Below are 19,504 nucleotides of genomic sequence, written 5' to 3' on the forward strand. Positions count from 1 at the left end.
CGGTCTCGCGCCGGGGGTGCGTCAGTTCGGGTTCTCCGCGTGGGTCAGCGTCTCCCACGCCTCGAAGTGGTTCTCCGTTCCCGCCGGGCGGCGGCCTTCGGTGAGCCGGCGGGTGTTCTCCATGGTGACGCCGAGCCGGGTGTGCAGGGCGTTGTAGCCGACCTCGGTCGCCGGGCCCAGGCCCTTGGTCAGGCTCCCGCCGCACAGCCAGGAGGGCACGGCCTCACCGAGTTCGTACTTGGCGTGGAAGCCCAGCGCGTGGCGGAACCGGTCCTTGAACTCCGGGTACAGGTCGCGCCCTTGGATGCGCGAGGTCTCGGCCACGTGCATGGCCGCCGCGATGCCCATGCCGGTGTGGCCGAAGTCCCGGCAGGTCTCCTGCGCCAGACCGTCGACGAAGGTGCTCTGGCCGTGCCAGTAGCCGATCAGTTCGCTCCTGGTGTCGATGGTGGAGCGCGGCGGGTACGTGGGCTGCGGCCCGTCGGAGGCCAGGTAGAAGTAGGCGGGCACCCGGCCGAGGTAGATCGCCATCGCCTTGTCGTAGCTCGCGCGGTCGTCGAGGTGGACGGAGATGCCGACGGCGGCGTCCATCATGATCAGTTCCCAGTTGCCGTTGCTGTTCGGCTTCCCGCCGATCACCTCGGGCAGGTAGACCTCGCGCAGCATCGTGGCGAAGCGTCCCTGGTTCGGCCAGCCGCCGGTGTAGGCGTGTTTGACGATCTCGGCGGCGCGCGGCCAGGTGGAGCCCGCCCAGCCGCTCTGCAGCGGGGCGTTGCTGTTGGTGTGGTCCTTGATGCGGGCCGACCACGCGTCCATCAGCTCGATCGACTTCTTCGCGTACCGCACGTCGCCGGTGACGTACCAGGCGAGCGCGTCGGTGTACGCGGCTATGGCGTCCTCCCGTTCGTCGGTGCAGCCGATGTTGGGGTTGGAGTAGGAGCCGCATTCGACGATCTCGCGGGGCTTGGGCGTCCGCGACAGCGAGCCGTACCGGCTCGCGAGCATGGCGTCGAACGCCGCCTTCCAAGGCTGCTGCCCGGCCTGCACCTTGGCGCGTACGAAGTCCAACTGGGCGCGGCTGTTCAGGACTCCGGGATGGGCGAAGGCAGCGGATGCGGCGGGGGTGACGGGAGGGTGGGGGGTGACGGCGGCGGAGGTGGGGGCGAGGGTCAGCGCCGCGACCAGGCCGAGGGCCGAGGCGAGCAGCCTGGCGGGGACTCCGTAACGCATGAAGCGCCTTCCGGTCGGAGGTCGGAGGTGGGGGGTCCTTCGAGGTGCGTCAGGGGTACTTCGGAGAGTCCGTGGGGGGAATCCTGCGGCCGAAGATACTCATGCGCATGCCAAGCTGACAACGATGTCAGACAGGAAAGTTTCCTATTGACCGAAAACAGCGATGCTTTCGCCCTACACCCGTATGGCGTAACCTCGCACCCCTCTGCCACGTCACCTGGCGAAAGGGGCCGGGATGCCGGGGCTCGGACGGTACTTGGCCGCCGCACTGGCGGCGCGCTTCGCCTCCGAGGGAATGGGCATGGCCGTCGTGCTGCTCGCCCTCCAGCGCACCGGGAGCGCCGCCCACGGCGCGTTCGTGCTCACCGCCTGGCTGGCCCCGCACGTGCTCGCGGCTCCGCTCGCGGGCGCCGCCGCGGCCGGGTCGCGCCGGCCCCGCCTCTTCCAGGTGGGCGCCCTGGCGGGATTCACCACGGCCGTGGCGGCACTGGCGCTCCTGCTCGGGCGGGCTCCGACCCCGGTGGTGCTCGCGGTGGCGGTACTCGGCGGCTCCTGCGGGCCGATGGTGACGGGCGGGCTGTCGAGCCTGGTGGCGGGGCTGGTTCCGGCCGGTCCGGCGCGCGACAAGGCGTACGGCTGGGACGCGTCGACCTACAACGGCGCCGCGGTCACCGCTCCGGCGGCCGTCAGCCTGGTCGCGGCCTTCGGCTCGGCCGGGCCGGCGATGGCCCTGCTCGCAGCTTCCGGCGCCCTGGCGGCCGCCCTGGCGGCGACCCTTCCCTACGCGGACCCGGACCCCGGACCCGCCCACGGCGCACCCCGGGCCGGGCTGGGCGGCGGACTGGCCGCCCTGTGGCGGATCCGGGAGCTGCGGGCCGTCACCTCGGCCACCACGCTGGCCTTCGTGGGCATCGGGGCGCTCACCACGACCGCGGTACTGCTGGCCACCGCGCTGGGCAGTCCGGGCGGCGGCGGGGTGCTCATGACGGCCTTCGCCCTGGGCGCCCTGACCGGCTCCCTGACGCTGGGCCGGATCACGTCCGTACCGCCGGGCCGGCTGGCCCGCTGGGCCATGGCGGCGACCGGGGTGGCGCTGACGGCGGCCGCGTTCACCCCGTCCGTCCCGCTCACCGCAGTGGCGTTCGCGGCCGCCGGGGTGTGCGACGGCCCGCTGCTGACGGCCACCTTGCGCATCCGCTCGGAGTTCGCGCCCGCGCGGGTGCGGACCCAGGTGTTCACCCTCGGCGCCGGGCTGAAGGTGACCGCCGCCTCGACGGGCGCCGCGCTCGTGGGGCTCGCGGCCGACGTGCCGCCCTGGATCCTGGTGCTCGCGATCGCCGTCCTGCAACTGGCCGCGGCCCTGCTGCACACCGCGGTGGCGGCACGCGGCCCCGCACGGGACGCGACCCCGGCCGCGGCCACCGGCCCGGCGGCTACAGGCCCGTCGGCAGGTTCCGCCACAACTGCGGCCGGTCCGCGGAATCCTGGAGCACCTTGAGCGTGGCCGGATGCGCGGCCGCGTACAGCCCGGGGTAGTCGATCTCACCGAGCTCCGTGCGCACGGGGAAGGCGAGTTGTTCGCGGTCGAGGGTGAACTGGGCGTCCACACCCGGCTTGTTGCCCCGGGGGTCGACGCGGGACCAGTCCTCGCTGCCGGGCAGCCGCAGCGCGACGAGGCCGTGGATGACGAGGTTCGACCCGTCGTCGTCGCCCAGGAGCTGGTAGCAGAGGCCGGCCGGGATGTCCCGGGCGCGCAGCAGCGCGGTCAGCGCGTGGGCCTTGGCGTAGCAGATCCCGTTGCGCGTGCCGAGGACGTCGGAGGCCCGCCAGGAGACGCGGCCGTCGCCGGAGTCGGCGGAGTGCGGGATGGTGTCACGGACGAACTCGAAGGCCGCTTTGGCGTATGAATATGCATCGCCCGTGGTAGTCCACAGGGCGTCGGCGGTCTCCTGGACCAGCGGATGTCCGTGATCTACCACGTCATCGGCGGCCAGATAGGCGGCAAGGTCAGTATGCTCCTGGATCAATTCCATGATCCAGGAGCATACTCATGCATGACTCTGCATGCCTATAGATTTATGGCGTCGGATTCGACGCCTCTTTCAAGGACGGCCTAGCGGGCCAGCTCTTCCTTGAGGGCCTGGAGGAAGCCGTCCACGTCCTCCTCCTGGGTGTCGTAGCTGCACATCCACCGGACGTCGCCCGCGATCTCGTCCCAGAAGTAGAAGCGGTAGCGCTCCTGGAGCCGCCGCGTGACCTCGTGCGGGAGCCGCGCGAACACCGCGTTCGCCTGCACCGGGTAGAGGATCTCCACCCCGTCGGTCTCGCGCACCCCGGCCGCCAGCCGCTGCGCCATCGCGTTGGCGTGGCGGGCGTTGCGCAGCCACAGGTCCTTCGCGAGGAGCGCCTCGAGCTGCACCGACACGAAGCGCATCTTGGAGGCGAGCTGCATCGACATCTTGCGGATGTGCTTCATCTGCCGGACGGAGTCCGGGTTCAGCACGACGACGGCCTCGCCTGCCATCATCCCGTTCTTGGTGCCGCCGTAGGACAGCACGTCCACGCCGACCGCGTTCGTGAAGCTGCGCATCGGCACGTCGAGCGAGGCCGCGGCGTTGGCGATCCGGGCGCCGTCGAGGTGGACCTTCATCCCCTTGGCGTGCGCGTGCTCGCAGATCGCGCGGACCTCGTCCACGGTGTAGACCGTGCCGAGCTCGGTGTTCTGGGTGATCGAGACGACCTGGGGCATCGCCCGGTGCTCGTCCTCCCAGCCCCATGCCTGCCGGTCGATGAGCTCGGGGGTGAGCTTGCCGTCCGGCGTGGGGACGGTGAGCAGCTTGAGGCCCGCCATCCGCTCGGGGGCACCGCCCTCGTCGACGTTGATGTGCGCCGACTCGGCGCAGATCACCGCGCCCCAGCGGTCGGTGAGTGCCTGCAGGGCGGTCACGTTGGCGCCGGTGCCGTTGAAGACCGGGTAGGCCTCGGCGTGCGGGCCGAAGTGGCCGCGGAAGACCTGCTGCAGGTTCTCGGTGTACTCGTCGTCGCCGTAGGAGACCTGGTGGCCCCCGTTGGCGAGCGCGATGGCCGCGAGGATCTCCGGGTGGATCCCGGCGTAGTTGTCGCTCGCGAAACCGCGCACCGCCGGGTCGTGGTGCCGGCGGGCGTCGGTCTTCGCGGCGGACTTGCGTATCGCGGTCTTCACGGCACCGGTCTTCACGGTTGGGGGGTGAGCCACAGGCGCTGTCCGTTCACATCGGTGGCGGGCCGCTCCCAGACGTTGGCGATGGCCTCGGCCAGCTCCTTGACGTCGGTGAAGCCCGCGAACTTCGCAGTGGGACGCTCGGCGCGCATCGCGTCGTGTACCAATGCCTTGATCACCAGGATCGCAGCCGCGGCGCCCGGACCGTCCTCGCCACCCGCCTTGCGGAAGGAATCCGCCATCGCGAGCGTCCAGGCCTCGGCCGCCGCCTTGCCCGCGTTGTACGCGGCGTTGTTGGCGACCGGCTTGTGCGCACCGGACTGGCTGACCAGGACGTAGCGGCCGCGGTCACTGCGCAGCAACCCGTCGTGGAAGGCCAGCGAGGTGTGCTGGACCGTGCGGATGAGGAGCTTCTCCAGGAAGGCCCAGTCCGCGAGGTCGACGTCGGTGAAGGTCTTGCTGCCGCGCCAGCCGCCGACGAGGTGGACCAGGCCGTCGATGCGGCCGAACTCCTTCTCGGTCTGCTCGGCCCAGGCCTTGGTGGCGTCCAGGTCGAGCAGGTCGACGGTGTCACCGGTGATGGTGGCGCCGCCGTGGGCGTAGCGTGCGGCGTCCACCGCTTCGGCGAGCCGGGCCGCGTCGGCGTCGGAGGCGACGACCACGGCTCCCGCCTCTGCGAGGCGGAGCAGGGTGGCGCGGCCCGCGGGCCCGCCGGCCCCCGCCACTGCCACTACCGCCCCGTGGAGCTTCCCGTTCCCGTTCCCGTTACCGGAGCCGTTCATCTGTGCAGCCTCCTGTGGGCGAGCGCTCACGCGGCGACCCGCGCGGCGGTCTCGCGGTCCGCGGCGTTCCCTGCCGTGATGCCCTTGGTCGAGGCGATCACGCCCTTGAGCTTCTTGGCCAGGGCCTCATAGAACATGCTCAGCGGAAACTCGTCCGGAAGCACGTCGTCCACGAGCTTGCGCGGCGGCTGCGTCAGGTCCAGGGCGTCGGGACCCTTGGCCCACTTGGAGCCCGGGTGGGGCGCGAGGTACTCGGCGACCAGGTCGTACGCCTTGAACCAGTGGACGAGCTTCGGGCGGTCGATGCCGGCCCGGTAGAGGTCCTCGATCTCGGCGCACAGCTGGTTGGTGACCTGCGGGGCGCGCATCCAGTCGATCTTCAGCTTGTTGTCCGTCCAGCGTACGACGTCGTGCTTGTGGAGGTACGCGAAGAGGAGCTGGCCGCCGAGGCCGTCGTAGTTCCGGTTGCGGTCGCCGGACACCGGGAAGCGGAACATCCGGTCGAAGAGGACGGCGTACTGCACGTCACGGCCGTGCTCGTTGCCCTCGGACTCCAGCTTCACGGCCTCCTTGAAGGCGGTGAGGTCGCAGCGCAGCTCTTCCAGGCCGTACATCCAGAACGGCTGGCGCTGCTTGATCATGAAGGGGTCGAACGGCAGGTCGCCGTGGCTGTGGGTGCGGTCGTGGACCATGTCCCACAGGACGAAGGCCTTCTCGCAGCGCTCCTGGTCCTCGACCATCCGGGCGATGTCCTCGGGCAGCTCGATGCCCAGGATGTCCACGGCGGCCTCGGTGACCTTGCGGTAGCGGGCGGCCTCGCGGTCGCAGAAGATGCCGCCCCAGGTGAAGCGCTCGGGGGCCTCGCGCACCGCAATGGTCTCCGGGAAGAGCACGGCGGAGTGCGTGTCGTAGCCCGGGGTGAAGTCCTCGAAGGTGATGCCGAGGAAGAGCGGGTTGTCGTACCGGGTGCGCTCCAGCTCGGAGAGCCACTCGGGCCACACCATCTTCAGCACGACGGCTTCGAGGTTGCGGTCCGGGTTGCCGTTCTGGGTGTACATCGGGAAGACCACGAGGTGCTGGAGCCCGTCGGCGCGCTCGGCGGCCGGGGCGAAGGCCAGCAGGGAGTCGAGGAAGTCCGGCACGCCGAAGCCGCCGTCGGCCCACTTGCGCAGGTCGCCGATGAGGGCTGCGTGGTACGCGGCGCCGTGCGGGAGCAGCGGCGACAGCGCCTCGACGCCCTCGATCACGCGCTCGACCGCGGCCTGGACGGTGGCACGGGCGTGCTCGCCTTCGGCCTCGAAGTCGATGGAGCCGTCGGCCGACTGCCAGGGCCGGATCTCTTCCACGGCGGCCTTGAGCTCGGGCCAAGCCGGGTGGTCGACCACCCGAACACCAGCGGTTATCACGGCACCGCCGGTACCCGGCACAAGAGTTTCCGTCATGTCACTTCCTCCACAGGAGAACCTCACGTCGCGACAGGGTAGGCATGTGAGGCTCTCTTACTCAAGAGGAGGTCCGGGAAATTATCCTGCGTCACCCCCGGTTTCACGGGAAGTCTTCCCGTTCTCATGCGTGGAATCGATGACTTCACCCAGTCGTGCCAAGGCCTGACGGGCCTCGGGAAGTACTCCGGCCAGTGCGAGGAACCCGTGGAACATTCCCGGGTGGGAGTCCAGGGCCGACCGGACCCCGGCGCCGAGCAGCCGGTGGTGGTACGCCTCCCCCTCGTCCCGCAGCGGATCACAGCCGGCGACCACCACGTAGGCGGGCGGCAGCCCCCTCGGGTCCCCGGCGAGCGGGGAGGCCAGCGGATCGCCGCCGTCGCCGTCGGGGCCCAGGTACTGCTCCCAGAACCAGCGCGAGTGCGCAGCGGTCAGGAAGCAGCCCTCGGCGTTGCTCCGGTAGGACCCGGTGTCCTGGGCGGCGTCCAGGCACGGTTGAAGCTCTCTCCCGGCTGAAGCCGGGAGATTCCCCCCTAGGTCGCCCTGGCGGGTTTGACAGGTCATGCCTGTCCGGCGACGACCCTCCCGGCCGCCGGAGCAAGTACGAGACTCGCTCACGTCATACTGCACCTCAGCGACTCCAGCTTGGTTATCGCTGAGGTCACCAATGACTGTAGCGAGCTCCTGGGTTCCGCGCCGTCGATTCAAGGATGACCGCCAGGGCCCACCCGTCGCCGTGGCAGAACACCACGGTCGGCCGGGACCCGGGCCACCGCTCCGAGTCGGGGTAGTCGACGCGTAAGGGGGCCGGAGGCGCCCCGGCCGGCCCGGGGGCCTCCCGGTCCTCCACGGCGCCCACGACGGCCGGCCGGGCCGTGGCGGGCACGGCGGCGAGGATCCGGCGGGCTTCGCCGGCGTCGGTGACGCGCCCCCCGAGGTCGGGGAAGAAGGAGGCCAGCGCGTCGGCGTAGGGACGGGCGGCGGGATCGAGCCGGTCGACCGGGGCGGGGCTGTCGGCCCCGTCGGCCCCAGCGGTCACGTCCGTCACGGCGGCGGGCCCCTACGCCCGCTGGTTCGCGAAGTGCGGGATGACCTTCTCGCCCCACTGCCGCAGGGTCTCCAGACAGGCCTCCTGCGGCACGGTCCCCATCTGGATCAGGCACATGATCTCGTCGGCCCCCGCCTCCCGCAGCCGTTCCACGTACGCGATCGCCTCGTCCGCGCTCCCGTAGGCGTGGTCCGCGTTGAAGGTGGCCGTGGCCGTGGGCCGCACCGGGATGTCCTGCTCGTGCAGCCGGGCCACCACCTGCTCGGCCGCCCTGCGCATCTCCGCCCCCTCGTCGGCGCCCGCGACCACCGCCTCGTCCGGCACTCCCGCACCGCCGTACCAGTGGCCGATGGACTGCGCGAAGAACCGCTGCCCCCGGATCCCGATCCGGCGCGCCTCCTCCGGGTCGTCGAGCACGATCGTCGGGCAGAGCACCGAGAAGTGGTCGTTGACGGCCGTGGAGACGAAGCGGCCGCCGTCCCGGCCGGCGATCGCGGCGTCGTAGACGGAGCGCATGCCCGCGATGGACTGCGGCCCGGCGAATCCCATCACCAGCGCCCCGACACCCAGTTCCGCGGCCTGCACCAGGGTCTCGGCCCGGCTGCACGCGAGGAACAGCGGCGGATGGGGCCGCTGGCTCGGCCGCGGCAGGATCGGGTGCGGATCGATGTCGATGAGCTCCCCGTGGTACTCCAGCTCCTCCTCCTGCCAGGCCTTCCCGATGATCCGCAGCGCCTCCTCGACCTCCGCCGTGGTGCGGTCCCTGTCCACCCCGCACAGCGAGGTCTCCTGCACGGTCCCGCCCCGCCCGGCCCCCAGGTCGACCCGTCCGCCGGACAGCAGGTCGAGCATCGCGGCCCGCTCGGCGACCCGGACGGGGTGGTTGAAGGCGAAGGGCATGCACACGACTCCGTGCCCGATGCGTATGGTGTTGGTCCGGGCCGCCACCCAGGTCAGGAAGATCTCGGGGGCACTCATGTGGGCGTACCACTTCAAGGAGTGGTGCTCCACGGCCCAGATCCGGTCGAACCCCATCTGCTCGGCGAGCACGGCCTGCTCGACGCAGTCCCGGATGACCTGGTGCTCCCGTTCCACGGTCGGGTCGGCGAGCTGAGCTTCGAAGATCACGGAGAATTTCACGGTGCCTCCAGGGTTGCGTCCCGTACCCGGTCTCACTTCTATTCGAAATATGACTAGTAGTCAGACGTCGAAGAAGCAAGAGCTTCCACCGACCGCGTGGGCGGTTCTCGGCCTGCTCTCCTTCCCCGGGGAGCGGACCGGCTACGAGTTGAAGAAGTGGGCGGACTCCTCGCTGCGCTTCTTCTACTGGTCACCGGCCATCAGCCAGATCTACGCCGAACTGCGCCGCCTGGAGGAACTGGGCTACGCGGCCTCCGTGCGCTCGGGCCCCGAAGAGGCGCGGGCCAAGCGCCGCTACGGCATCACCCCGGCGGGGCGCGAGGCGCTGGCCGGCTGGGCCGGCGACGTGGCCGAGGTGGGCCCCCCGGTCCTCAAGCACGGGCTGCTGCTGCGGGTCTGGCTCGGGCACCTGGCCGAGCCGGAGCGGCTGCGCGGCATGGTGACGGAGCATCTGGAGCGCACCACCGAGGAGTTGACCGCCGTACGGGAGGCCATGGCGCACGCGGCGACAGAGCCCGACTGGGCCTTCCCGGTGCTCGCCCTGCGCTGGAGCGAGCGCCAGCACCTGGCCGAACTGGAGCTGACACGCGCGCTGCTCGCGGACCTGGAGGGACTGGTCGTGCAGGAACGTCAAGCCGGCGGGGACGCGCCCACCCCCGGGTGACCGCGCGGGCCGCACCGGGGGCGTTCCAGCCCCCGGCGGGCCCGTCGGGGAGCGGCCGGACGGCATTGCCGGGGCCCCGCAAAGGCGGTTTCATCGCATGCGGGGCGCACTAGCATGCGCCTCACCATCGCGCGCGGCCGGTCGGGACACCGCGACCGCGCGGGGAGCCGCCGTCGACGGAAGCGAGAGAGCCTTGACTTTCCTCACCATCGGGCACCGCGGGGTCATGGGTGTCGAACCGGAGAACACTTTGCGGTCGTTCGTCCGCGCGGAACGTTCCGGCATGGACGTCGTCGCGCTGGACGTGCGGCTCAGCAAGGACGGCGCCCTCGTCGTCCTGCACGACGCCGAGGTGGACCGCACCACCGACGGTTCGGGCGCCGTGGCCGACCTGACCCTCGCCGAGCTGCGCGAGCTGGACGCCGGAGACGGCGAGCACGTGCCGGTCCTGGACGAGGTCCTCGACGCGGTCCGCGCCCCGCTGCGCATCCAGGTCCACGACCTGGCCGCCGTCGGGACCTTCGCGGAGCTGCTGCTGCGCCGCGATCTGACCGGCCGGGTCGAAGTGGCCTCCTTCCGCGACGAGGTGCTCGTGGAGGCGGCCCGCCTGGTGCCGGGCGTACGGACCGTGCTCTACGCGAACCAGACCCCGGCCGAGGCCGGGGAGGCCGTCGCCCGGGCAGCCCTGGCGGGCGCGGAGACGGTGGCCCTCAACATCGGCCACCTCACCCTGCACACCGTGGAGTCGGCGCACGAGGCCGGACTGCGCGTGACGGGGTGGACGGTCAACACGCTGGAGCGGCTGCGCCTCGCGCGGGCCCTCGAACTCGACGGCGTGCTCACCGACTTCCCGGAGATCCGCTCCACGGGCCGCTTCACCGCCTGAGCAGCACGCACCACGGACGACCCGTGGGCCCCGCCCCGCGACTACAGCGGCTTGACCAGCAGTTCGAAGGCCAGGTCGTCGCGGAGCGGGACGCCGAACCGCTCGTCCCCGTAGGGGAAGGGGCTCATCTCGCCGGTGCGCTCGTAACCACGGCGCACGTAGAAGGCGATGAGCTCCTCCCGTACGTTGATCACGGTCATCCGCATCTCCTTGGCCGCCCACTGCTCGCGGGCGCGGCGCTCGGCCTCCGCCATGACCGCCTTGCCCAGTCCGCCGCCCTGCTGGCCGGGCCGGACCGCGAACATGCCGAAGTAGACGTGGTCGCCCCGGTGTTCGAGGTGGCAGCAGGAGACGATCTCGCCGGCGCGCTCCACGACGAGGAGCATGCCCTCCGGGTGTCCGACGATCCGGGCCACGCCCTCGGCGTCGGTCCGCTGCCCGTCCAGGAAGTCCGCCTCGGTGGTCCAGCCCCCGCGGCTCGAATCCCCCCGGTACGCCGATTCCACGAGCTCCACGAGCTCCGGGATGTCCGCCTCCACGGCACTGCGGTAGGTCAAGGCCTGGGGGGCGGCGCTCGGCATCGAGGGCTCCGTTCTGCGCGAGGTCGTTCGACGTGCTTCTTCGGTGGTCCCACAGAGCCTAACCTCGCCCGGCGTGATGGCCGCGTGAAGGGGGCATCTCTTCCGGTGAAGCCGACGAACCGGGAGGTTCCGCCGTGCACGGTCCCGCCACGTCCCTCTCCACCTCCGTCTCCGCCTGGCTGCTCGTCCTGCTCTGCGCGGTGAGCGGTGCGTACTGTCTGCGGCGCGCGGGAAGAGCGGGAAGAGCCGGCGGCGGACCGGCGGCCGGGGAGGCGGCGATGGGGTTCGGCATGGCCCTGATGGCGGTGCCGCTCCGGCTGGGCGGCGACTGGCAGGCTCCCGTGCTGGGCGTGGTCTTCTGCGGGGCGGCGCTGCACGCGCTGTGGCTGCTGCGCGGCGGACCGCACCACGCGCACCACCTGGTGGGCTCGCTGACCATGGTCTACATGGCGCTGGCCGCGGGTACCGGTGCGGGGGCGGGCTCCTCCGGCCACGCCCACGGGCAGGGCGCCGGGCTGCCGCTGCTCACCGGCCTGCTGCTCGTCTACTACGCCGGGTACGTGGTGCTGGGCGGCGCCCGGCTGGTCACGGCCGGGGGCGCGCCGAGCGCGGGCGGCGCGCGCGGCCCGGGCGGCCCCGGAGCCCCCGCCGGACCGGCGGAAGTGATCCGCGCCTGCCGACTGGCCATGGGAATGGGGATGTTGGCGATGCTGCTCACGATGTGAGGCCCCGATCGGGCCGGGCAAACGTGTCCTGCGTCACCCTTGGCCCGGACCGTACCCCCAGGTAGCCGCACGCTCCTAGGCTGGGGCCATGATGGTCCCCGCCGTTCTCCTGCTGCTCGGCGCCCTGACCGCGGTGCTCGCACCCCGCCTGCTGGCCCGGGCCCGATGGCCCGAGCGCGAACCCGTGGTGGCCCTGTGGACGTGGCAGTGCGTGGTGGGCGCCGTACTCCTGTGCCTCGCGCTGTCGATGCTGCTGAGCGCGGCCGCCGCCTGGCAGGCCGTACGGGGCGGGCTGTTCGCCCCGGCTCCGCACGGCGTGGTCGACGCCTACGCACTGGACGCCACCGGCGGGCTCTGGGCCGCGGGCACCGCCGTCGCACTGGCGGGCGGCGGGCTGTGGACCGGCGCGATGCTGGCCCGGGAGATCTTGCGGGCCCGCACCGGGCGCCGTGCGCGGGGCGCCGAACTGCTGCTGCGGGCACCCCTGTTGCCCGGGGAGGAAGCCTCCGGGGCGCGGCTCGTGGTCCTGGAGGGGCAGCGGCCCGACAGCTGGTGGCTCCCGGGTCCGGCCCCGCGGCTGGTGGTCACGACGGCGGCACTGGGCCGGCTCAAGGGGAGTCAGCTGGACGCCGTACTGGCCCACGAGCAGGGGCACGCGACGGCCCGGCACGACTGGCTGCTGCACTGCTCGCGGGCCCTGTCCGGAGGGTTCCCGCAGGTCCCGGTCTTCGCCGCGTTCGAGGCGCAGATGCACCGGCTGGTGGAGCTGGCCGCCGACGACGTGGCCTCGCGGCGGTACGGGCGCCTGACCACCGCCCTGGCCCTGATCGGCCTGAACGAGGACCGCGGGGTCTTCGGCCCGTCCCCCGCACCGGACGCGCACGTCCCCGAGCGGGTCCGGCGGCTGCTCGCGGCCGCGCCCCGCCTGTCGGCCGTACGCCGGCTGCGGCTGACGGCCCTGGCGACGCTGGCTCCGGCGGTTCCGCTGCTGGTGGCGTTCGGACCCGGGCTGGGCGCGCTCGCCTGAGGGCCGGCCGCCGGGGATCGCGGGGCCTTTGCCTTGCGTGGCATCGGCGCCGACAGGTGCAAGGATCGGCGGATGCGGAGCGAGTACGTACGGTTGCGGACCCCACTGGTGTGCGCGCTGCTCGCCGCGGCGGCCGTGCTGACGGTCCTGGTGGCCGTCCGCTGGGGTCCGCTCCTGTCCTTCGACGAGCGGGTCGCGCGCGGGCTGCACTCCTACGCGGTCGCCCGTCCCGGGGTCACCGGGCTGATGCGGGTGCTCACCGACTGGGTCTGGGACCCGTGGACCATGCGGGCCCTGGCCGGCGCGGCCTGCGCGTGGCTGTGGTGGCGGGGCGAGGGCCGGTGCGCACTGCTCGTCGCCTTGGCCGCCCTCGCGGCCTCGGCGGTCAGTCAGGGACTGAAGGTGCTGGTGGGGCGGGAGCGGCCTGTTTGGCCGGATCCGGTCGTCACCGCGGACTACGCAGCCTATCCGTCGGGACACGCCCTGACGGCGATGGTCGTCTGCGGTCTGCTGGTGTGGCTGGTCGCGCGCCGGCCCACGGGACCGGCAACGGGACCGGCCGCGCACCCCTTCACGCGCCCCCTCCCGGTCCTGGCCCTGTCCCTGGCCGCGGTCTCGGTCCTCGGGGTCGGCTTCACCCGGATCTACCTCGGCGTCCACTGGTTCTCGGACGTCCTGGCGGGCTGGCTGCTGGGCGCGGTACTCGTGGCGCTCACGGTCGCGGCCTCGGCCTCTGACGGTGTCTGCTCGGGGCGATCCCCCGTGTCGCCCCGAGCAGACGGTCCGGTGCGCTGAGTATACTGGCTGCGAGCCAGTCAACGCAGGAGCAAGCATGTCCCCGCGCAGCGCATCGGTCAATGAAGAATTGCGTCGGCGTTCCCGGGAGCGGCTGCTGCAGGCCACGGTCGAGCTCGTCGCGGAGCGCGGCTACGAGGCCACCACCCTCGGTGACATCGCCGACCGGGCCGGAGCCGCCCGCGGTCTGGTGTCCTACTACTTCCCGGGCAAGCGCCAGCTCCTGCAGTCGGCCGTGCACCGGCTGATGCACCTCACCCTGGAAGCGGCGCTGGAGCGCGAGCCCCGTACGCAGGACGGCCGGGAGCGCCTGGCCCGGGCCGTCGACGCGATCCTCGGCCTGGCCCGGGACCAGCCCCGGCTGATGCGGACGCACATGGCGGGGATCCTGCAGGCGGAGGGGTTCGTCCAGTGCGCCGAGCAGCAGCGGCTCGCGGAGCTGCTGCGGGACACCGTCGTGCGGTACGGGTCGGCGGACGTGGACACCGACTACCCGCTGCTGCGGGCGCTGTTGATGGGCGCGGTGGTGGCGGTGCTGCTGCCGGGCGCGCCGATGCCGGCGACCCGGCTGCGGGCCGAGTTGTTCCAGCGGTACGGGCTGGACTGGGAGTCGGGTGTTCCGCCGGACGGTGGACCGCCCGGCGGAACGTTTCCCTCGCCCCGTTAGTGGTACACGGGCTGGGTCTGCACGTTGAGCCGGTCCAGCCACACCCACTTGGCGCTGTCGGTGCGCCAGTCGTCGAGCCGCAGCACGTCGAGGCCCTTGACTATGTCGTTCGAGTAGATGTGCCCGTTGTAGTAGTACGCGGACCAGGAGCCGCCGAGGCCGAGCTTGTCGGTGGTCAGCGGGCCCCGCTCGAAGTAGGCGATCTCCTTCGGGCTGGTGGAATCGGTGAACTCCCAGACGGAGATGCCGCCCTGGTACCAGGCCTGGACCATGATGTCGCGGCCGCCGCCGACCGGGATCAGCGAGCCGTTGTGGGCCACGCAGTTCTCGGTGTCCGCCTGCATGCGCGGGATCTTGAAGTAGCTCTTGAAGACGAGCTTGCGCTGGTCACCGCGGCCGGTGATCTCGTAGATGCCGTCGGCTCCCCGGGTGGGACCGGTGGCCTCGTTGCAGGTGGCGCCGCCACCGCCGCCCAGCTCGTCGGTGAACACCACCTTGTTGGCACGCTCGTTGAAGGTGGCCGAGTGCCAGAACGAGAAGTTCACGTTGTCCTGGACCCGGTCGATGACGCGCGGTTCCTCGGGCTTGCTGATGTCGAAGAGGATGCCGTCGCCCATGCAGGCGCCCGCGGCGAGGTTCTTGGAGGGCAGCACGGTGATGTCGTGGCAGCCCGTGGTCTTGGAGACGCCCGGGTTGGTGGGACCGCCCGGGTTGCCGCCGTCCGGGAAGAGGATCGGGAAGGCCACGACCGCGGCCTGCGTCGGGCTCTTCTTGGGGACCTTCACGATCGAGATGCCGTCGTGCGGCGGCTTGCAGTCGGGGAACGCGTCGTTCGGGTTGTAGGAGGAGACGTAGAGGTAGGCGTCCCGGCCGCCCGGCACCAGCGTGTGGGTGTGGGAACCGCACGGGGTCTCGACGGACTTGATGTACTTGGGGTTCTTCTTGTCCTTGACGTCGAAGATCTTGATGCCCTCCCACGAGGACTTCTCCGTGGCGGGCTGCGAGACGCTGTTGCACGAGTCGTCGCTGCGCGAGGAGTCGGTGGACAGGAAGACCAGGTCACCGTCGACCGAGATGTCGTTCTGCCCGCCGGGGCACAGCACTTCGGTGACCTTCTTCGGCGCCTTGGGGTTGCCGATGTCGTAGATCACGAAGCCGTTGTAGTTGCCCGCGTAGGCGTACTTGCCCTGGAACACCATGTCGGAGTTGATCTGATTCGGGTCGCTGCTGGGGATGTTGGCCAGGGGTTTGATGTTCCGGCTGTGGACGATCTCGTCCTGGCCGGGTATCTCGCCGGGTGCCAACTCCCGGCCCGCGCCCGCCGCGGTGGCGGCGCTCTGCGGCGCACCCGCGCCCGGGAGCAGGTCCCCCGGATCGGGGGTGGCGGCCGCGGGGCCGGCCGCCAGTAACGTGGTGAGGAGCCCGGCCGCGGCTGCGGCCACTCCAAGGGATCTGCGCCGTCTGCTGGTGTGCATCAAGGTCACCGTGCCCTCCCATGAGTCCGATCGGTTCCGCCCGTGGTGGGAACGGAACGCGGACCCCGGCAGTATGGTCCTTTGCATGGACATGGCGAAAGTCTCACTCGGGCGAATCGTCGGATCGGCCCTGGCCGTCGGGCTCCTGCTCCCCCTCGCCGGCTGCACGGACGGCGAGGGGACGGACGGCGCGGCGGCCGACGGCAGGCCGATGGTGATCGCCCCCGGCAAACCCGGCGAGCAGGCGCGCACCATCTCCCCCGAACAGGCGGCGAAGGAGCTGCCCGACGACACCCCCAACGCGGCGGACCGAGCGTACGTGCGGAACATGATCGAACACCACGGTCAGGCACTGACCATGAGCGCGCTCGCCCCGGACCGGGCGTCCGCCGACGGGGTCAAGCGGCTCGCCGAGCGGATCGCGGCCGCTCAGAAGCCCGAGATCGGCGCGATGGAGGGCTGGGCGGCCCGGCACCCGGCGCCCACCGCCGACCCGGGGGGCCACGAGCACGCGGCGATGCCCGGCATGGCCACCGAGCGGCAGCTGGGCGAGCTGGCCGCGGCCAGGGGGGCGGACTTCGACCGGCTCTTCCTCGCCCTGATGACCGCCCACCACGAGGGCGCCCTGAAGATGGCGGGCGAGGTCCTGGCCTCGGGCAACAACGCCGCCGTGGAGGAGATGGCCAACGAGGTGGCGGCCACCCAGAGCGCCGAGGTACACCGGATGCGCGCGATGGGCTGACGGCCCGGGCACCCGGTGTCATGCTGGGAACACCTGCGTGAGGAGCTCCGCCGTGCTTCGTATCGCCGTCGTCGGATCGGGTCCCAGTGGGGTCTACGCCGCACAGACACTCGTACAGCAGCGTGAGGTGCCGGGGATCCGCGTCGACGTGCTCGACCGGCTGCCCGCTCCGTACGGGCTCGTGCGCTACGGGGTGGCCCCCGACCACGAGAAGATCAAGTCCCTGCAGGGCAGCCTGCGCACCGTGCTGGAGGACGAGCGGATCCGCTTCCTCGGGAACGTCGAGGTCGGCGGGGACGCCCTGCCCACCGCCCGGCTCCTGGAGCTGTACCACGCGGTGGTGTACTGCGTCGGCGCGGCCCGGGACCGGATGCTCGGCATCCCCGGCGAGGACCTCGCCGGGGTGCACTCCGCCACGGCCTTCGTGGCCTGGTACAGCGGCCACCCGGACGCCGCGGCCGAGGCCTTCGGGCTGCCCGGGGTGGATGCGGCGATCGTGGTCGGCGCCGGGAACGTGGCGGTCGACGTCACGCGGATCCTGGCCCGGGGAGTACCGGAGCTGGCCCCCACCGACATGCCGCAGCCGGCCCTGGGCGCGCTCGGCGACAGTGCGGTGCGCGCGGTCCACATGGTGGCCCGGCGCGGGCCCTCGCAGGGCAAGTTCACCACCAAGGAGCTGCGCGAACTGGGCACGCTGCCGGGCGTGGACGCACTGGCCGACCCCGCGGAGCTGGCCCTCGACCCGGCGTACGCGGACCCGGGCGCGGCCCTGCCCGCGGTGAACCGGCGCAACGTGGAGGTGCTGCGCGGCTGGGCGGCCGCCCCGGCGGGCGGCGGGGACCGGCGGATCGCGCTGCGGTTCTTCCTGCGCCCGGTGGAGGTGCTCGGCGGCCCGGACGGCCGGGTCACCGGGATGCGGTTCGAGCGGACGGCCCCCGACGGTCTGGGCGGGGTCACCGGTACGGGGGTCTACGAGGACGTCCCGGCGCAGCTGGTCCTGCGCTCGGTGGGGTACCAGGGCGTCCCGCTGGACGGACTGCCCTTCGACGAGCGGCGCGGTACGGTCCCGCACGCCGCGGGCCGGGTGCTGAGGGAGGGCCGGGCCGCCGTCGGAGAGTACGTGGCGGGCTGGATCAAGCGCGGCCCGACCGGGGTCATCGGCACCAACCGGCCCTGCGCGAAGGAGACGGCCTCCTCCCTGCTCCAGGATGCGGGGGCGCTGGCCCGGCGCGACCGCGAGCGGGACCCGCTGGAGGCCCTGCTCCGGGCCGGACTGCGACCGGTCCGGTGGCCGGGGTGGCTCGCCATCGAGACGGCCGAGGCGGAGCTCGGGCGGTCCCTGGGCCGGCGCTCCGTCAAGATCCCCGACTGGGCGGGCCTGCTGGCCGCGGCGGGCGGCACGGACTGATCCCCGGGTCAGCTCCGGTCGTCAGCCCTGGCCGTCAGCCCCGGTCGCGGTCAGCCCCGGTCGCGCGTCTCCTCGGCGGCGGCCGCGGCGAGGACGCCGTCGAGCAGCCCGGGGAACAGCTCCGCCAGCTCGGCCCGGCGCAGACCGTTCAGCTTGGCCGTGCCGCGGTAGGACTGGCGCACGACACCGCTCTCGCGCAGGACCCGGAAGTGGTGCGTGGTCGTGGACTTGGTGACCGGGAGCTCGAAGTGCGAGCAGACCAACTCGGCGTCCGTGGCCGCGAGGTCGCGGACGATGGAGAGCCGGACGGGGTCGGAGAGTGCGTGCAGGACCCCTTCGAGCCTGATCTCGGCGGCCTCGGGGTGGGCGAGGACACGGGCCGCGTCACGTTCCGTCATGTCCGTACTCCACTCGCTGGGCGTTGCCGCGGTTCCACGATTCCGGGTATCCGGGTGTCGGGTGCCCCTCCATCGTACGAGAACCATCGTAGGAGCGGAGCCGAACGGCCGGGTGCGGCGCGGGAGCCCGGCCCCCGCGCCGCACCGGTTCACCACGAACGCAGGTACTGCTCGGGCGTACGGATCTCCGCGCCCAGCTCGGCGGCGGCGCGGCGGGCCCAGAACGGGTCGCGGAGCAGTTCGCGGCCCAGCAGGACGGCGTCGGCCTCGCCGTTGGCCAGGATCTTCTCGGCCTGCTCCGGTTCGGTGATCAGCCCCACGGCGGCGACCGGCAGGGTGGTCTCGGCCTTGACCCGGGCCGCGAAGGGCACCTGGTAGCCGGGGCCGACGGGGATCGTCACGCCGGGCGCGAGGCCACCGGTGGAGACGTCGAGGAGGTCCACGCCGTGCTCCACGAGCAGTCCGGCCAGCCGGACCGTCTCGTCGGCGGTCCAGCCGTCCTCCTCCAGCCAGTCGGTGGCGGAGATCCGGAAGAACAGCGGCAGCTCCTCGGGCCACACCGCCCGTACGGCGTCGACGACTTCGAGGGCGAGGCGGGTGCGGTTCTCGAAGGAGCCGCCGTACTCGTCGGTGCGCTTGTTGCTGTGCGGGGAGAGGAACTCGCCGATCAGGTAGCCGTGGGCGCCGTGGACCTCGACGACCTGGTAGCCGGCGGCGAGGGCGCGCCGGGCGGCGGCCGCGAACTGCCCTACGACGTCACGGATCTCCCGGACCGTCAGCTCGTGCGGGACCTGGTGGTCCGCGGAGAACGGCACGGGGCTCGGGGCGCTGGGCCGCCAGCCGTGCGCCTCGGATCCGACGGGCCGGCCGCCCTTCCAGGGGCGGTCGGTGGATGCCTTGCGGCCGGCATGGGCGAGCTGGATGCCGGGGACCGCGCCCGCGCCCTTCACGAAGGAGGTGATCCGGCGCAGCGCCTCGACCTGGGTGTCGTTCCAGATGCCGAGGTCGTACGGGGAGATCCGCCCCTCGGGGGCGACGGCCGTGGCCTCCTGGATGATCAGGCCGGCGCCGCCGGTGGCGCGGGCCGCGTAGTGCGCGAAGTGCCAGTCGTGGGCGACCCCGGCGTCCGGACCGGAGGGCTCGGCGCTGTACTGGCACATCGCGGCCATCCACACGCGGTTCGGGACGGTGACCGAGCGGATGGTCCACGGCTGGAACAGGGCGGCGAAGGAAACGGGGGCAGCACTCATGAGGGGTCTCCAGGGGCGACTGGAAGCGCGCCGGGGAACCGGCCG

Annotated in this window: 21 protein-coding genes; 9 read left to right on the forward strand and 12 right to left on the reverse strand. The window is 72.2% G+C overall.

Going from position 1 to position 19,504, the window contains the following annotated elements; genetic code table 11:
• Positions 1-21 precede the first annotated feature (21 nt).
• Complete coding sequence (locus tag ACODT5_RS21260) at positions 22-1,230, reverse strand: alginate lyase family protein (protein WP_422520898.1); 1,209 nt, start codon at positions 1,228-1,230, stop codon at positions 22-24.
• A gap of 235 nt (positions 1,231-1,465) precedes the next feature.
• Between ACODT5_RS21260 and ACODT5_RS21265 the strand changes: the two genes are divergently transcribed.
• Positions 1,466-2,728 (forward strand): MFS transporter, encoded by a 1,263-nt coding sequence (locus ACODT5_RS21265; protein ID WP_422520899.1) that lies wholly within the window; start codon positions 1,466-1,468, stop codon positions 2,726-2,728.
• Here ACODT5_RS21265 and ACODT5_RS21270 read toward each other — a convergent pair.
• The 7 genes from ACODT5_RS21270 to ACODT5_RS21300 all read right to left on the reverse strand — a co-directional run bounded on the left by ACODT5_RS21270 (position 2,664) and on the right by ACODT5_RS21300 (position 8,841).
• Positions 2,664-3,263, reverse strand: coding sequence for a transglutaminase-like domain-containing protein (locus tag ACODT5_RS21270; protein ID WP_422520900.1), 600 nt, complete (start codon positions 3,261-3,263; stop codon positions 2,664-2,666). The genes ACODT5_RS21265 and ACODT5_RS21270 overlap by 65 nt on opposite strands.
• Before the next feature lie 80 nt (positions 3,264-3,343).
• Positions 3,344-4,447: a threonine aldolase family protein gene (locus tag ACODT5_RS21275; RefSeq protein WP_422520901.1), complete on the reverse strand. Its 1,104-nt coding sequence runs from the start codon at positions 4,445-4,447 to the stop codon at positions 3,344-3,346.
• The gene (locus ACODT5_RS21280; RefSeq protein ID WP_422520902.1) at positions 4,444-5,211 is read right to left on the reverse strand and encodes an SDR family NAD(P)-dependent oxidoreductase; all 768 of its coding nucleotides are present in this window, start codon (positions 5,209-5,211) and stop codon (positions 4,444-4,446) included. Before ACODT5_RS21280 ends, ACODT5_RS21275 begins: the two co-directional genes overlap by 4 nt.
• Positions 5,212-5,237: 26 nt before the next feature.
• Positions 5,238-6,653, reverse strand: a complete 1,416-nt coding sequence (locus ACODT5_RS21285) for a DUF6421 family protein (RefSeq protein WP_422520903.1) — start codon at positions 6,651-6,653, stop codon at positions 5,238-5,240.
• Positions 6,654-6,734: 81 nt separating this feature from the next.
• Positions 6,735-7,217 (reverse strand): alpha/beta hydrolase fold domain-containing protein, encoded by a 483-nt coding sequence (locus ACODT5_RS21290; RefSeq protein WP_422520904.1) that lies wholly within the window; start codon positions 7,215-7,217, stop codon positions 6,735-6,737.
• A 97-nt stretch (positions 7,218-7,314) separates the two neighbouring features.
• Positions 7,315-7,701 carry a hypothetical protein gene (locus ACODT5_RS21295; protein WP_422520905.1) on the reverse strand — a complete coding sequence of 129 codons (387 nt, stop codon included), beginning with the start codon at positions 7,699-7,701 and terminating at the stop codon, positions 7,315-7,317.
• A 12-nt stretch (positions 7,702-7,713) separates the two neighbouring features.
• On the reverse strand, positions 7,714-8,841 hold the full coding sequence (locus tag ACODT5_RS21300; protein WP_422520906.1) for an LLM class flavin-dependent oxidoreductase: 1,128 nt from the start codon (positions 8,839-8,841) through the stop codon (positions 7,714-7,716).
• A 49-nt stretch (positions 8,842-8,890) separates the two neighbouring features.
• Between ACODT5_RS21300 and ACODT5_RS21305 the strand changes: the two genes are divergently transcribed.
• Positions 8,891-9,505: a PadR family transcriptional regulator gene (locus ACODT5_RS21305; protein ID WP_422520907.1), complete on the forward strand. Its 615-nt coding sequence runs from the start codon at positions 8,891-8,893 to the stop codon at positions 9,503-9,505.
• A gap of 193 nt (positions 9,506-9,698) precedes the next feature.
• The gene (locus ACODT5_RS21310) at positions 9,699-10,391 is read left to right on the forward strand and encodes a glycerophosphodiester phosphodiesterase (RefSeq protein WP_422520908.1); all 693 of its coding nucleotides are present in this window, start codon (positions 9,699-9,701) and stop codon (positions 10,389-10,391) included.
• A gap of 41 nt (positions 10,392-10,432) precedes the next feature.
• On the opposite strand, the gene ACODT5_RS21315 is transcribed toward ACODT5_RS21310, so the two are convergent.
• A complete protein-coding gene (locus ACODT5_RS21315; protein WP_422520909.1) occupies positions 10,433-10,972 on the reverse strand; it encodes a GNAT family N-acetyltransferase in 540 nt (179 codons plus the stop codon).
• Between the two features lie 134 nt (positions 10,973-11,106).
• On the opposite strand from ACODT5_RS21315, the gene ACODT5_RS21320 reads away from it, so the two are divergent.
• From ACODT5_RS21320 to ACODT5_RS21335, 4 genes are all read left to right on the forward strand, one after another.
• Positions 11,107-11,697, forward strand: a complete 591-nt coding sequence (locus tag ACODT5_RS21320) for a DUF5134 domain-containing protein (protein ID WP_422520910.1) — start codon at positions 11,107-11,109, stop codon at positions 11,695-11,697.
• A gap of 88 nt (positions 11,698-11,785) precedes the next feature.
• Positions 11,786-12,724 (forward strand): M56 family metallopeptidase, encoded by a 939-nt coding sequence (locus tag ACODT5_RS21325; protein ID WP_422520911.1) that lies wholly within the window; start codon positions 11,786-11,788, stop codon positions 12,722-12,724.
• A gap of 72 nt (positions 12,725-12,796) precedes the next feature.
• Entirely contained in the window at positions 12,797-13,519 is a 723-nt protein-coding gene (locus tag ACODT5_RS21330) for a phosphatase PAP2 family protein (protein ID WP_422520912.1), read from the forward strand.
• 37 nt (positions 13,520-13,556) lie between these two features.
• Positions 13,557-14,186, forward strand: coding sequence for a TetR/AcrR family transcriptional regulator (locus tag ACODT5_RS21335; RefSeq protein ID WP_422520913.1), 630 nt, complete (start codon positions 13,557-13,559; stop codon positions 14,184-14,186).
• Here the strand turns inward: ACODT5_RS21335 and ACODT5_RS21340 are convergent.
• Positions 14,183-15,670, reverse strand: coding sequence for an LVIVD repeat-containing protein (locus ACODT5_RS21340; protein ID WP_422520914.1), 1,488 nt, complete (start codon positions 15,668-15,670; stop codon positions 14,183-14,185). The genes ACODT5_RS21335 and ACODT5_RS21340 overlap by 4 nt on opposite strands.
• 76 nt (positions 15,671-15,746) lie before the next feature.
• Here ACODT5_RS21340 and ACODT5_RS21345 point away from each other — a divergent pair, with 76 nt between their 5' ends.
• The gene (locus tag ACODT5_RS21345) at positions 15,747-16,403 is read left to right on the forward strand and encodes a DUF305 domain-containing protein (protein WP_422520915.1); all 657 of its coding nucleotides are present in this window, start codon (positions 15,747-15,749) and stop codon (positions 16,401-16,403) included.
• 52 nt (positions 16,404-16,455) lie between these two features.
• Positions 16,456-17,811: an FAD-dependent oxidoreductase gene (locus ACODT5_RS21350; protein WP_422520916.1), complete on the forward strand. Its 1,356-nt coding sequence runs from the start codon at positions 16,456-16,458 to the stop codon at positions 17,809-17,811.
• A gap of 50 nt (positions 17,812-17,861) precedes the next feature.
• On the opposite strand, the gene ACODT5_RS21355 is transcribed toward ACODT5_RS21350, so the two are convergent.
• Positions 17,862-18,209: an ArsR/SmtB family transcription factor gene (locus ACODT5_RS21355; RefSeq protein WP_327251373.1), complete on the reverse strand. Its 348-nt coding sequence runs from the start codon at positions 18,207-18,209 to the stop codon at positions 17,862-17,864.
• 149 nt (positions 18,210-18,358) lie between these two features.
• Positions 18,359-19,459: an NADH:flavin oxidoreductase/NADH oxidase gene (locus ACODT5_RS21360; RefSeq protein ID WP_422520917.1), complete on the reverse strand. Its 1,101-nt coding sequence runs from the start codon at positions 19,457-19,459 to the stop codon at positions 18,359-18,361.
• Positions 19,460-19,504: the final 45 nt, after the last annotated feature.

It is taken from the genome of Streptomyces tatrensis, assembly GCF_049310065.1.
Taxonomy (GTDB): Bacteria; Actinomycetota; Actinomycetes; order Streptomycetales; family Streptomycetaceae; genus Streptomyces.